This is a genomic window from Streptococcus oralis (assembly GCF_006175905.1).
GTDB lineage: Bacteria > Bacillota > Bacilli > Lactobacillales > Streptococcaceae > Streptococcus > Streptococcus oralis_BG.
The window spans coordinates 84,467-97,014 of record NZ_SSNB01000003.1 but is presented as its reverse complement, the minus strand read 5'-3'; the positions used below and the strand labels follow the sequence as shown (position 1 = coordinate 97,014).

14 protein-coding genes and 1 pseudogene are annotated in these 12,548 nt (G+C 41.0%); 5 read left to right on the top strand and 10 right to left on the bottom strand.

Annotated features, from left to right (window positions below; all coding sequences use genetic code 11):
* Positions 1-528 carry an ECF transporter S component gene (locus E7Y33_RS06265; RefSeq protein WP_000354644.1) on the bottom strand — a complete coding sequence of 176 codons (528 nt, stop codon included), beginning with the start codon at positions 526-528 and terminating at the stop codon, positions 1-3.
* Between the two features lie 134 nt (positions 529-662).
* On the opposite strand from E7Y33_RS06265, the gene E7Y33_RS06260 reads away from it, so the two are divergent.
* Positions 663-1,022, top strand: coding sequence for a hypothetical protein (locus E7Y33_RS06260; protein ID WP_139689976.1), 360 nt, complete (start codon positions 663-665; stop codon positions 1,020-1,022).
* Positions 1,023-1,063: 41 nt separating this feature from the next.
* Here the strand turns inward: E7Y33_RS06260 and E7Y33_RS06255 are convergent, their stop codons facing one another.
* The 3 genes from E7Y33_RS06255 to coaB are packed head-to-tail and all read right to left on the bottom strand — an operon-like array spanning position 1,064 to position 2,863.
* Positions 1,064-1,627: an ECF transporter S component gene (locus tag E7Y33_RS06255; RefSeq protein ID WP_001042723.1), complete on the bottom strand. Its 564-nt coding sequence runs from the start codon at positions 1,625-1,627 to the stop codon at positions 1,064-1,066.
* On the bottom strand, positions 1,611-2,162 hold the full coding sequence (gene coaC, locus E7Y33_RS06250; RefSeq protein WP_125327984.1) for a phosphopantothenoylcysteine decarboxylase: 552 nt from the start codon (positions 2,160-2,162) through the stop codon (positions 1,611-1,613). The genes E7Y33_RS06255 and coaC overlap by 17 nt, the downstream gene beginning before the upstream one ends.
* An 11-nt stretch (positions 2,163-2,173) precedes the next feature.
* Positions 2,174-2,863, bottom strand: coding sequence for a phosphopantothenate--cysteine ligase (coaB, locus tag E7Y33_RS06245; RefSeq protein WP_139689975.1), 690 nt, complete (start codon positions 2,861-2,863; stop codon positions 2,174-2,176).
* Positions 2,864-3,092: 229 nt separating this feature from the next.
* On the opposite strand from coaB, the gene E7Y33_RS06240 reads away from it, so the two are divergent.
* The 4 genes from E7Y33_RS06240 to radC all read left to right on the top strand — a co-directional run bounded on the left by E7Y33_RS06240 (position 3,093) and on the right by radC (position 8,452).
* The gene (locus E7Y33_RS06240; protein WP_139689974.1) at positions 3,093-4,763 is read left to right on the top strand and encodes a formate--tetrahydrofolate ligase; all 1,671 of its coding nucleotides are present in this window, start codon (positions 3,093-3,095) and stop codon (positions 4,761-4,763) included.
* A gap of 70 nt (positions 4,764-4,833) precedes the next feature.
* Positions 4,834-5,346, top strand: coding sequence for a GNAT family N-acetyltransferase (locus E7Y33_RS06235; protein ID WP_139689973.1), 513 nt, complete (start codon positions 4,834-4,836; stop codon positions 5,344-5,346).
* A gap of 91 nt (positions 5,347-5,437) precedes the next feature.
* Positions 5,438-7,729, top strand: a complete 2,292-nt coding sequence (pcrA, locus tag E7Y33_RS06230) for a DNA helicase PcrA (RefSeq protein ID WP_139689972.1) — start codon at positions 5,438-5,440, stop codon at positions 7,727-7,729.
* A gap of 42 nt (positions 7,730-7,771) precedes the next feature.
* A complete protein-coding gene (gene radC, locus E7Y33_RS06225; protein ID WP_000286939.1) occupies positions 7,772-8,452 on the top strand; it encodes a RadC family protein in 681 nt (226 codons plus the stop codon).
* On the opposite strand, the gene E7Y33_RS06220 is transcribed toward radC, so the two are convergent.
* The 6 genes and pseudogenes from E7Y33_RS06220 to E7Y33_RS06195 form a co-directional block, all read right to left on the bottom strand.
* On the bottom strand, positions 8,449-9,138 hold the full coding sequence (locus E7Y33_RS06220; RefSeq protein ID WP_139689971.1) for a gamma-glutamyl-gamma-aminobutyrate hydrolase family protein: 690 nt from the start codon (positions 9,136-9,138) through the stop codon (positions 8,449-8,451). The two genes, radC and E7Y33_RS06220, sit on opposite strands and share 4 nt — an antisense overlap.
* A 15-nt stretch (positions 9,139-9,153) precedes the next feature.
* Entirely contained in the window at positions 9,154-9,795 is a 642-nt protein-coding gene (locus tag E7Y33_RS06215; RefSeq protein WP_000653409.1) for a redox-sensing transcriptional repressor Rex, read from the bottom strand.
* 82 nt (positions 9,796-9,877) lie between these two features.
* On the bottom strand, positions 9,878-10,093 hold the full coding sequence (locus E7Y33_RS06210) for a DUF4649 family protein (RefSeq protein ID WP_000286093.1): 216 nt from the start codon (positions 10,091-10,093) through the stop codon (positions 9,878-9,880).
* Between the two features lie 6 nt (positions 10,094-10,099).
* Positions 10,100-10,447 (bottom strand): DUF1831 domain-containing protein, encoded by a 348-nt coding sequence (locus E7Y33_RS06205; protein ID WP_000863528.1) that lies wholly within the window; start codon positions 10,445-10,447, stop codon positions 10,100-10,102.
* A gap of 4 nt (positions 10,448-10,451) precedes the next feature.
* Entirely contained in the window at positions 10,452-11,567 is a 1,116-nt protein-coding gene (locus E7Y33_RS06200; RefSeq protein ID WP_044020705.1) for a cysteine desulfurase family protein, read from the bottom strand.
* A 12-nt stretch (positions 11,568-11,579) separates the two neighbouring features.
* Positions 11,580-12,536: pseudogene (locus E7Y33_RS06195) on the bottom strand (ribose-phosphate diphosphokinase); the annotation flags it as partial.
* Positions 12,537-12,548: the final 12 nt, after the last annotated feature.

The window sequence follows — 12,548 nt, the reverse complement described above, 5'->3', positions numbered from 1 at the left end:
TTAGCGACGTTTTCGAAGCACTTTATAGACAGCTAGTGCTAATGTATAGTCTACCATACTATGGACGATTGTGCCAAAACCAACTAGGACAAAGAGAACATAAAACATATTTTCAACATTTGTCCCTGAAGTAGCATAAAAGATGATACAAGCTATTACTTCAGCGATAGCATGAACAACACCCAAAACAAAGTTAAAAATCCAAGATGCCTTTGGTTTATCCAAGGTTTCAGGGAATTTCTTTAAGTACAAAGCCCCCAAAGTACCAAAAACAATGTGAGAGAAGGCACGGAGTACAATAACAGGCGGATAGCCTGCCATCAGAAAACCAAGACTAGAAGCAATAATCACAAAAGCAGCCATCAAAGGCGAAAGAAACATGGCGATAAAGATGGGGATATGACTTCCCAGGGTGTAAGAAGCCGGTGGGATAACGATTTTAAAAGGCATAATGATTGGAATCAAAATCGCTATTGCAGTGAGTAGGGCAGTCATAGTCATAAACTGCGTTTTTTTCCGTATATCCATAAGAACCTCCATTTATCTGTATATACACAAGTATAGTACAATAAATCACTAATCAAGTCAAGAAGCATTATTGATTTTTCAGGAAAATTTGGTTAAAATGTGGTAAAGAATTTTTTGATTTAGGAGAAAATGTGATGATACTTGTTGTTTACCTAATCGTGGTAATCGTGATGATGTCAAAACAGAAAAGTGAAGGGAAAGTAGTCTCAGGTTGGACTCGTTTCCTAGTTTATAGTTTATTGGTCCTTTCGCTACTCTCTCTATTGGCAGGTGCCCTGGCTCTTTCACTTTTCGGCCTTCCCTTATTAGGTATTCTCTTGGCGGCTGCTATTATGGAAATTGCCTATCTCGTCAGAATGGTGATTGCATTTGGTTTGGTTTTACTATCTCTAACCCTATACTTGGATAGGCAGAAAAGCCAGCAACCTACACCTCTTTCGTATCAGCTCCTGCGCTTTGGCTTTCACATTCTATTGATGTTTCTCATGTTTTAAATGCTAAACTCCACCTTCAGGATGAAAGTGGAGTTGTTTTTTTATTTCTTCAAGGTTTCGAGACGGGGGACAATTGCTACTGTTAGAACGGCAGAAATGACAAGCTCGGCAATTGAGTTTGTAGAAATAACGGTTGCCAGGAGTTTTTGGATATTGCCGTCGAAGACATTTCCAAAAAGGAAGAAGATTCCCCCAAGTACAAAAACTGTATTTGTAAGTGAACCGAGAGCACCAGCAAAGATGAGACCCGTTCTGTTTTTTAATAATTTATAAACCAAGTAAGGTGTCAGTCCAATCAAAACGCGAGGGACAATAGCGATAATCGCAGAATAGATGTTTCCGTTCGGTACGAATGGTGAGAAGAGGTAGCTGGTTGGAAGAATGGTAATCGTGTTTACCGTTAAGCTCAATAGCCCCATAAGAAAACCAAGTGTAACTCCAACGCGAGGACCATAGATGATACTAGCAATAATGACTGGAATATGAACGATAGTTGGTTTAATCGGGAATGGGAAAAGGTTAAATAGAAGAGAACTCAAAAAGTGGATAACGAGCATAACTGCAAAAAAGATAGCAATCGGTGCAATGTTAGAGCGTTTGTTCATCGAGGGTTTCCTTTATTCTTTCTAAAATAGTATTTAGGTCAGCTAGGGCGCCTTTGCCGTGATCGCCACAGGCTAGTAGAGATTCTTTTGGAGAGATGATCTGATAACCATAGGTCTCTAATGTTTTTAGATTAGCCTGACTTGCCGGATGGTCATACATCTTTGTATTCATGGCTGGTGCGACTAACTTTTTGACGTGGTCTGGCAAGGCAAGTGCTGTACTTGTCACCATGTTGTCCGCAAATCCGTGGGCTAACTTTGCAATGGTATTAGCAGTAGCAGGGACAACAATAAAAAGGTCAGCTTTTTTTCCTAGTTCGATATGATTGACTTGCTCAGGAGCGGGTTCCTGCATGACATCAAGGTGGACAGGATTTTGAGAGAGGACCTGTAGTGTCAACGGTTGGATAAACTCTCTAGCTGCCTCAGTCATTAAGACAGTGACCTGATGGCCTTGTTTCTTCAAGGAACTGACCAGGTCAGCTGATTTATAGGAGGCAATGGAACCTGTCACTGCGATGAGAATATTTGCCATGGCTTTCCTTTCTATGAATCGTATGTTTGAATTTTTTCAAGTAGAAGACTTGCAATTTCCTCTTTGGTTTGAACGGTTTGGAGTTGCTCTTTTTCAACAAAGATTGCCCGATGCTGATATGCTGATATTTGAGTAAGATCATTTGCTATGATTAAGTCAGCTTGGTTCTTGACAAGGCTTTGTCTAGCAACCTCAATAAGATGATCTTCAGTAACATCGACAAGAAGTTTAAAACCAATCAGATGAATAGCCGGATTCCATTTCTTGACTAGAGAGATGATTTTGGGTGTTTTTTTCAGGAATAAGACCTGAACCTCATCAGTTGAAGAAATCTTAGTTTGATGATTCTGCTTGTTTAAGAATTCTTCCAAATTGGAGCTAGCCTCAACTTCCTCAAGTCCCGTCATATAAACAGGAGTGTAGTCAGACACAGCCATTGAGTGGATTAAGACCTGATATTCCTTAACAAGTTCTTGCATCACAACTAGAAGGTCGTTGGTATTATCAATTTCTCGAATGCTTAGGTTGGGATGAGCTTCTGGCTTCAGAGCTCGTTTTGTCGTTATCAAAAAAACTTCATGCCCCGCAGCAAGCAAGGTTTCTGTGATGATTTTCCCCAAGCGACCTGTAGAATGGTTAGTAATAGAGCGGACACTATCGATAGCTTCACTCGTACCGCCCGATGTGACTAAAATTTTCATAGCACTATTGTACACAAAAATAAACAGTAAGTAAAATGAAAGCGATAAATTTTTGGTAAAAGCGAAGATTAACTATAGTTTCAAACTATAAAGCCATATAAAATTTTTCAAAGGGCTCTAAAATTCTTGAAATTCAGGATATTTACGAACGTTTAGAGAGTTTATGGATGTTAAAAATCTTGTTTTGTGTTATAATGAATTATCAAATTAGAGGCTAGAGGAGTTTTGAATGAAAACAGATATTGAAATCGCACAGAGTATTGAGCTGAAACCAATCGTTGATGTTGTAGAGAAACTGGGTATTTCTTACGATGATTTGGAATTGTATGGAAAGTACAAGGCTAAGCTCAGCTTTGATAAAATTCGTGCAGTTGAGAGCAATCCAGTTGGTAAATTGATCTTGGTTACTGCCATCAATCCAACACCTGCAGGTGAAGGGAAATCAACTATTACCATTGGTTTGGCGGATGCCTTGAATAAGATTGGCAAGAAAACCATGATTGCTATTCGCGAACCATCTCTTGGTCCAGTCATGGGGATTAAGGGAGGTGCAGCCGGTGGTGGTTATGCTCAAGTGTTGCCAATGGAGGACATCAACCTTCACTTTACCGGGGATATGCATGCCATTACAACTGCTAACAATGCTCTTTCTGCCTTGATTGACAACCACTTGCACCAAGGGAATGAGTTGGGTATTGACCAACGTCGTATCCTCTGGAAACGTGTAGTAGACTTGAACGACCGCGCCCTTCGTCATGTTACCGTTGGACTTGGTGGTCCTCTAAATGGTATTCCACGTGAGGATGGTTTCGACATTACCGTAGCTTCCGAAATCATGGCCATTCTTTGCTTGGCGACTGATATTGAAGATTTGAAACGTCGTTTGGCGAATATCGTTATCGGATATCGCTATGACCGTACACCAGTTTCTGTTGGTGATTTGCAGGTTGAGGGTGCTTTGGCATTGATTTTGAAAGATGCTATCAAACCGAACTTGGTTCAGACAATTTACGGTACACCTGCCTTTGTACATGGTGGTCCATTTGCTAATATCGCTCATGGATGTAACTCTGTTTTGGCAACAAGCACAGCCCTTCGCTTGGCTGATTATACTGTTACTGAAGCTGGTTTTGGTGCAGACCTCGGTGCTGAGAAATTCCTTGATATCAAGACACCAAACTTGCCTACTTCTCCAGATGCGGTAGTCATCGTCGCAACCCTTCGTGCCCTCAAGATGAACGGTGGCGTTGCTAAAGATGCTTTGACAGAAGAAAACGTAGAAGCAGTTCGTGCAGGTTTTGCTAACTTAAAACGTCACGTTGAAAATATCCGTAAATTTGGAGTACCTGCAGTTGTCGCGATTAATGAATTTGTCTCAGATACAGAAGCTGAAATCGAGGCCTTGAAAGAACTCTGTGCCTCAATCGATGTACCAGTTGAACTAGCAAGTGTCTGGGCCAATGGTGCAGAAGGTGGAGTAGCACTTGCCGAAACAGTTGTGAAGACTATCTCTGAAAATCCATCCAACTATACTCGCCTATATGACAACAACCTTTCTGTCCAAGAAAAGATTGAAAAGATTGTCACTGAAATCTATCGTGGTAGCAAAGTGAACTTTGAGAAGAAAGCTCAAACGCAAATTGCCCAAATCGTTCAGAATGGTTGGGACAAATTGCCAATCTGTATGGCTAAAACGCAATATAGTTTCTCAGACAATCCAAACGCACTCGGAGCTCCAGAAAACTTTGAAATTACCATTCGTGAATTGGTACCAAAATTGGGTGCAGGTTTCATCGTTGCCCTAACTGGTGATGTCATGACCATGCCAGGCCTTCCAAAACGTCCAGCCGCTCTTAATATGGATGTTGAAAGTGATGGAACCGTTCTAGGATTGTTCTAATATTTAGATGATATTAAAAGAGTTTGGAAAACTTATCCAAACTCATTTTCGTGTTTAGAAAGGAAACTAGATGCCAACTATTCGAACAGTAAGGGAGTCTGATATTCCAGAACTGCTTGCTATTTATGCTCCTTATGTCCTTAATACAGCCATTACATTTGAATATGAAATTCCAAGTGCTGAGGAATTTCAAAGAAGAATCCAAAAGACCTTGCTTAAGTATCCTTATCTAGTGCTAGAGGAGGCAGGTCAAATTTTAGGGTATGCCTATGCTTCTACCTATTATGATAGGCGAGCCTATGATTGGTCAGTTGAACTTTCTATTTATTTGCACCAAGAAGCCCAAGGAAAAGGTTTAGGGAGTATTTTATATGACCATCTAGAGGAAGAACTAGAGTCTAGAGGTTTTTTACGATTTTTAGCTTGTATCGCTTTGCCAAATGATAGAAGTATCTCTCTTCACCAAAAGAGGGGGTATAAACAAGTGGCTCATTTTCCTAAGATAGGCTATAAGTTTGGGAAATGGCATGATATCGTTTGGATGCAAAAGTCGTTGACTCCTCCTGATGATTTGAAAGCCTAGGTTAGTTAGGAAATCTACTCTCTGTAAAGTTTCTATTTTACCTGATTTCTGATATAATAGAAACATTGACTTCAAGAGTAAGGAAGAGAAAATGAACGCATTATTGAATGGAATGAATGACCGTCAGGCTGAGGCGGTACAAACGACAGAAGGACCTCTGTTAATCATGGCAGGTGCCGGGTCAGGAAAGACCCGTGTTTTGACCCACCGCATTGCCTATCTGATTGATGAAAAGATGGTCAATCCTTGGAATATCTTGGCCATTACCTTTACCAACAAGGCTGCGCGTGAGATGAAAGAGCGTGCTTATGGTCTTAATCCAGCTACTCAGGACTGTCTGATTGCGACATTTCACTCCATGTGTGTTCGTATCCTGCGTCGCGATGCGGATCATATTGGCTACAATCGTAATTTCACTATTGTAGATCCTAGTGAACAGCGAACCCTCATGAAACGCATTCTCAAGCAATTAAACTTGGATCCTAAAAAATGGAATGAACGGACAATCTTGGGTTCCATTTCCAATGCTAAGAATGACTTGATTGATGATGTGGCTTATACAGCTCAAGCTGGAGATATGTACACGCAAATCGTGGCTCAGTGTTACACAGCCTATCAAAAAGAACTTCGTCAGTCTGAGTCCGTTGACTTTGATGATTTGATCATGTTGACCCTGCGTCTCTTTGATCAAAATCCTGATGTCTTGACCTACTACCAGCAGAAGTTCCAATACATTCACGTTGATGAGTACCAAGATACCAACCATGCCCAATACCAACTGGTCAAACTCTTGGCTTCACGCTTTAAAAACATCTGCGTGGTCGGTGATGCTGACCAGTCTATCTATGGTTGGCGTGGGGCTGATATGCAGAATATATTGGATTTTGAGAAAGATTACCCTAACGCCAAGGTCGTTTTGTTAGAGGAAAATTACCGTTCAACCAAAACCATTCTCCAAGCTGCCAATGACGTCATCAAAAACAATAAAAACCGTCGACCTAAGAATCTCTGGACCCAGAATGCTGATGGAGAGCAAATCGTTTATTATCGCGCAAATGACGAACAAGACGAGGCTGTTTTTGTAGCAAAAACCATCGATGAACTTGGTCGTAGTCAAAACTTCCTCCACAAAGATTTTGCAGTTCTTTATCGGACTAATGCCCAGTCTCGTACTATTGAGGAAGCCCTGCTCAAGTCCAATATTCCTTATACTATGGTCGGAGGGACCAAGTTCTACAGCCGTAAGGAAATCCGTGATATTATCGCCTACCTTAATCTCATTGCCAATCTGAGTGATAATATCAGTTTTGAGCGCATTATCAACGAGCCTAAACGAGGAATTGGCCCAGGAACCGTTGAGAAAATTCGTGACTTTGCCAATATGCAAGACATGTCTATGCTGGATGCTTCAGCCAATATCATGTTGTCTGGCATCAAAGGAAAAGCAGCCCAGTCAATTTGGGACTTTGCCAATATGATCTTGGATTTGCGAGAAAAACTGGATCAATTAACTATCACCGAGCTGGTTGAGGCTGTTCTAGAAAAAACTGGTTATATCGATATTCTCAATGCCCAAGCGACCTTAGAAAGCAAGGCAAGGGTTGAAAATATCGAAGAGTTCCTATCTGTTACCAAGAATTTTGACGATAATCCTGATAGTCAAGAAGAGGAAACAGGTTTAGATAAACTTAGTCGTTTCTTGAATGACTTGGCTTTGATTGCTGATACGGATTCAGGCAGTCAGGAGACATCAGAAGTGACCTTGATGACCTTGCACGCAGCTAAGGGACTTGAGTTCCCAGTTGTCTTTATCATTGGGATGGAGGAAAATGTCTTTCCCCTTAGCCGTGCAGCTGAAGATCCAGATGAACTGGAAGAAGAACGCCGTTTGGCCTATGTCGGTATCACACGAGCAGAAAAGATCCTCTATCTGACCAATGCCAACTCTCGCTTGCTTTTCGGTCGTACAAATTATAACCGTCCAACACGTTTCATCAATGAAATCAGTTCGGACTTGCTCGAGTATCAAGGTTTGGCCTGTCCAGCGAATACTAGCTTTAAAGCCTCTTATAGCAGTGGTGGGATTGCTTTCGGTCAAGGTATGAGCTTAGCTCAGGCCCTTCAAGAACGGAAACGCAATGCTGCACCAAGCTCTATCCAGTCAAGTGGTCTTCCGTTTGGACAGTTTACATCCGGAAATAAAAAAGATTCAAGCGATACCAACTGGTCTATTGGGGATATTGCTCTCCACAAGAAGTGGGGAGAGGGAACTGTTCTGGAAGTCTCTGGTAGCGGTGATACTCAGGAACTAAAAATCAATTTCCCAGAAGTCGGTCTGAAAAAACTCTTAGCTAGTGTAGCCCCAATTGAGAAAAAAATCTAATTTTCCATCCTTCTCACGAATAATAAAGTGAGGAGGATTTTTATGTACAGTATTTCATTCCAAGAAGATTCACTCTTGCCTAGAGAAAGACTAGTTAAGGAAGGAGTAGAGGCTCTGAGCAATCAAGAGTTGTTAGCTATTTTGCTCAGAACGGGAACGCGTCAGGCAAATGTCTTTGAAATTGCCCAAAAAGTCTTGAATAGTCTTAACAGTCTAACTGATTTAAAGAAAATGACCCTGCAGGAATTGCAGAGTCTGTCTGGTATTGGACGTATCAAAGCCATTGAACTACAAGCGGTGATTGAACTGGGACATCGCATTCACAAACATGAAACCCTTGAGATGGAAAGTATTCTCAGTAGTCAAAAGCTAGCCAAGAAAATGCAACAGGAACTTGGCGACAAAAAACAAGAGCACCTAGTGGCGCTCTATCTCAATACTCAAAATCAAATCATTCATCAGCAAACTATTTTTATCGGATCTGCGACACGCAGCATTGCTGAACCACGGGAAATCCTTCACTATGCTTTGAAGCATATGGCTACCTCAGTGATTCTCGTTCACAATCATCCATCTGGTGCAGTGTCTCCTAGTCGAAACGACGACCATGTCACTAAACTAGTCAAGGAAGCCTGCGAACTGATGGGAATTGTTTTCTTGGACCATCTGATTGTCTCGCACTCGGATTACTTTAGTTACCGTGAAAAGACGGATTTGATTTAGAGTTCGTTAACAACATAGTCAAACAATGTTTTATCCTTGGGACGATTTTCAAAGAGAAATTCAGGATGCCATTGAACACCAAGATAAGGAAAGCCGTCCGTAGTTGTCACAGCCTCAATGATTCCATCTTTAGGATCATGTGCTACAACCTTAAGATTTGAGGCTAGATTTTTAATGCTCTGGTGGTGGAAGGAGTTGATGTGAGAGATTTCTCCATAGATTTCTCGGAGAATGGTATCAGGTTCCGTTACGAGGCGTTGGGTCGTGTATTCGGCCGAACAGTCCTGCCAATGATCCTCGATATCTTGGTATAGCGTGCCTCCCATGGCGACATTGAAAAGTTGAGTACCCCGACAAACAGAGAAAATTGGCTTCTTTTGCTTAATCGCTTCTTTGATAAGTGCTAGTTCAAAAATATCTCTTTGAAGGTGGTAGTCATCACTATCAATAGCCTTTGGTTCACCATAGTATTTTGGATCAACATTTTGCCCACCCGTTAGGATGAGCTTATCAATGATACTGATGTAATAGGCAGCCATTTCTTGATCACCAATCGGTAGGATGATTGGAATTCCGCCAGCGTCCTTGACTCCTTCAACAAAGCCCTTCGCTGCATAGCTCATCATGATGTCATCATCTGGATGAGCTTTTTCATTTCCTGTAATCCCAATAACTGGTTTTTTCATAAATGCTTTCGCTTTCTAATCCTCTTTACGCATAAAATAGAGGAGGGTTTGGAGTTCGCTTGTCAAATCGACATACTGAACGACCACATCTTTTGGGAGGTGAAGGTGAACAGGGGAAAAACTGAGAATACCTTTTATACCTGCATCAACCAAAAGATTGGCAACTTCTTGTGATTTAACACTTGGAACTGTTAGGATAGCAGTTTTGACATCTGCTTCTTTGATTTTTTCTTTAATCTGTGAGATACCATAGATTGGAATTCCATCAGGTGTTTGGCTCCCAACTTCTGGATGGTCATCTAGGTCAAAGGCCATGATAATTTTCATCTTGTTACGCTCGTGGAAGCGGTAGTGGAGAAGGGCGTGTCCCATATTTCCGATTCCAACTAACATAACATTTGTAATGGAGTTATCATTTAGGAGATCAGCAAAAAAATTCATCAATTTTTTGACATCGTAACCAAAACCACGACGACCTAGTTCACCAAAATAGGAAAAATCCCGACGAACGGTCGCAGAATCGATACCGATAGCCTCAGCAATTTGCTTGGAATTGGCACGTTCGATTTTTTCTGCATGAAATCTCTTGAAAATTCGATAATAAAGAGAGAGTCTTTTTGCTGTTGCTTTTGGAATAGCAGACTGTTTATCTTTCACAAAATCACAACCTTTCTATTCTTCTATTTTATAGAAACATTGTGAAAAAATCAACAAAAACAAGAAAAAACTAAGAAATTTCTTAGTTTTTATCTGAAAAATGAGCTTGTGATAGAAAACGGTAGAGATCGCCAACCAATCCTTGATAAATCACCTTATCATTCAGCGTTAAGGAGCTGATTAGGAGAGTATCAGGTAGGGTCACACAGCCTGATAGAGATAACATGAGCTCTTCGTAATCCTTATATTCAAGTGTACGTTCTACGTGATAGTTATCTTGATAGGTAAGTCGATACATAGTCAATTATCTTTCTTCTTTAGTGAAGATACCGCGTTCTACTAAACTGTCCATGAGGAAGTAGAATTTTTCTTGGTGAATATGGTGATCTTCTGATTTAAAGATATTCACCAAACGAAGGCCAGATTTGTCAGTGATGTTGAGTTTAGCACCTGTAAGGTCTTTATTGATGATGATTTTTAGGTTGAAACCTTCACCACTGTTGGGTACTTTTTCAAGTAGACGAGTCAGTTCGTAGTTTCCAACTTTTGTTTCAAAGAAAGTATTGTCTTTCAGTGTGAACTTTTTGACAGTTGGGCTAAGTGTATAGTCGTAGCGGCAGTTTTGTAGTTTAATGGTTTTTTCGAATGCCATTAGATTAATCTCCAATAATATTTTTTAAGGTTTGTGCGAGTTGTTTCAGTTCCTCCTCAGTGTTAAGAGGAGAGAGACTGATACGGACAGATTCTTTCAATCGATGTGAATCTGGTCCATAAAATGCTTCAAGCACATGACTGGTTTGCACAATACCAGCAGTACAAGCGGAACCGGTAGAAATTGAAATTCCCTCAAGGTCTAACCGAAGTAAAAGCAAATCATTTTTCTGACCAGGAAAACCGATATTCAAAACATAAGGCAGTTGGTCTTGACTTTCATTGAGATAGTAGTCTAAATCGGAAATCTCTTCTAGAAAAACTGTTTTAAGGTCACTTAGTTTTTGGTAATAATCAACTTGACAATCCAGATCTTCTTTGAGAGCAGACACCATGCCTACAATGGCAGCAAGGTTTTCTGTTCCAGCGCGTTTCTTTTGCTCTTGATCCCCACCATGAAGGTAGGAATCAAAGTCCGCGGAAGAAGCATAAAGAAAACCGACTCCTTTTGGTCCATGGAATTTGTGGGCAGAAGCACTGAGGAAATCAATTCCTAATTCCTCGGGATGGATAGGAATTTTTCCGATAGCTTGAACAGCATCTACATGATAAGCAGCAGGGTGCTCTTTTAAAATACGTCCAATCTCAGCTATAGGTAAGAGGCTACCTGTTTCATTATTAGCGTACATGGTGGAAACGAGAACGGTATCGTCACGTAAAGCTTCTTGAATCTGTTGGGCAGTTATTTCTTGATTTACTGGTTGGATGATAGTTGCTTCAAAACCAAAATGTTGCACCAGATAATCGATAGTCTCAAGTACAGAATGGTGTTCAATAGCTGTCGTGATGATATGTTTTCCCTGATTTTGATGACGGAGACAATAGCCGATAATGGCTGTATTGTTACTTTCTGTACCGCCAGATGTAAAAAAGATATGTTGAGGTTTTGTTCCTAGTAAGAGGGCTAAGTCTTGACGAGCTTCTCGCAAGAGTTTGCCAGCCTGCCGACCATGACCATGAATACTAGAAGGATTACCATGAGTTTCTTGCATGACCTTGGTCATTTCAGAAATAGCTACTGCTGACATAGGAGTCGTTGCAGCATTGTCCAAATAAATCAAAGAATCACCTTGTTTCTTTTTGTTGTAAGCAAAGAGTGGGCTGACTGGTTTTCTTTCATGGATGCGGACGATAGCATCTCCGATTAATTCGCTAGCAGTAATGTAACATACATTTTCTGGAGTTCTTTCTTTGGTAGCTACGGAGTCTGTCACAAGGATTTCTTTGATGTTTGTAGCGTCAAGAAGATCTGCTGCACCTTCAACAAATAAACCGTGACTGGATACTGCATAAATCTCAGTTGCGCCTTCACGTTCAACGATTTTGGCTGCTTCAGAGAAAGTACGACCAGTATTTAGGATATCGTCAATTAAGATAGCCTTCTTGCCTTCAACATCCCCAATGATATAGCCTTCGTTACGATCAGAATCGTCTTGGGCGTAGTCAATGATAGCGATAGGAGCATCAAGATATTCAGCCAAACTACGTGCACGTTTAACACCAGAGTTCTTTGGACTGACAACAACAACATCAGAACCAAGAAGCCCTTTATCACAGTAGTGCTTAGCAAATAGAGGAACAGTATAAAGATTATCTACAGGAATGTCAAAGAAACCTTGGACCTGAACAGCATGGAGGTCAAGCGTTAGAACACGGCTAACACCAGCTTTGACAAGCATATTGGCAACCAGTTTTGCAGTGAGGGGTTCGCGAGAAGAAGCGATACGATCCTGACGCGCATAACCAAAGTAAGGAAGGACAACGTTGATACTATGAGCACTTGCACGTACACAAGCGTCAACCATGATCAACAACTCCATTAGGTGGTTGCTAACGGGGTAACTGGTTGACTGGATGATGTAGACATCGTAACCACGGACACTTTCTTCAATGTTGACCTGGATTTCGCCGTCAGAAAATTGTCGAGAGGATAATTTCCCGAGAGGTACACCAACTGTATCCGCAATCTTTTGAGCGATTTCATGGTTAGAGTTTAGGGTGAAAAGTTTCATGTTGTTTCTATCTGACATTATAGACCGTCC

What these genes read in the sequence shown, in the direction of transcription:
- E7Y33_RS06210 (WP_000286093.1), bottom strand. Translation starts at nt 10,093, where the DNA reads ATGTATCGACTTACCTATCAAGATAACTATCACGTAGAACGTACACTT.
- E7Y33_RS06255 (WP_001042723.1), bottom strand. Translation starts at nt 1,627, where the DNA reads ATGAACAAACGCTCTAACATTGCACCGATTGCTATCTTTTTTGCAGTT.
- coaB (WP_139689975.1), bottom strand. Translation starts at nt 2,863, where the DNA reads ATGAAAATTTTAGTCACATCGGGCGGTACGAGTGAAGCTATCGATAGT.
- coaC (WP_125327984.1), bottom strand. Translation starts at nt 2,162, where the DNA reads ATGGCAAATATTCTCATCGCAGTGACAGGTTCCATTGCCTCCTATAAA.
- E7Y33_RS06235 (WP_139689973.1), top strand. Translation starts at nt 4,834, where the DNA reads ATGCCAACTATTCGAACAGTAAGGGAGTCTGATATTCCAGAACTGCTT.
- radC (WP_000286939.1), top strand. Translation starts at nt 7,772, where the DNA reads ATGTACAGTATTTCATTCCAAGAAGATTCACTCTTGCCTAGAGAAAGA.
- E7Y33_RS06260 (WP_139689976.1), top strand. Translation starts at nt 663, where the DNA reads ATGATACTTGTTGTTTACCTAATCGTGGTAATCGTGATGATGTCAAAA.
- pcrA (WP_139689972.1), top strand. Translation starts at nt 5,438, where the DNA reads ATGAACGCATTATTGAATGGAATGAATGACCGTCAGGCTGAGGCGGTA.
- E7Y33_RS06265 (WP_000354644.1), bottom strand. Translation starts at nt 528, where the DNA reads ATGGATATACGGAAAAAAACGCAGTTTATGACTATGACTGCCCTACTC.
- E7Y33_RS06240 (WP_139689974.1), top strand. Translation starts at nt 3,093, where the DNA reads ATGAAAACAGATATTGAAATCGCACAGAGTATTGAGCTGAAACCAATC.
- E7Y33_RS06220 (WP_139689971.1), bottom strand. Translation starts at nt 9,138, where the DNA reads ATGAAAAAACCAGTTATTGGGATTACAGGAAATGAAAAAGCTCATCCA.
- E7Y33_RS06205 (WP_000863528.1), bottom strand. Translation starts at nt 10,447, where the DNA reads ATGGCATTCGAAAAAACCATTAAACTACAAAACTGCCGCTACGACTAT.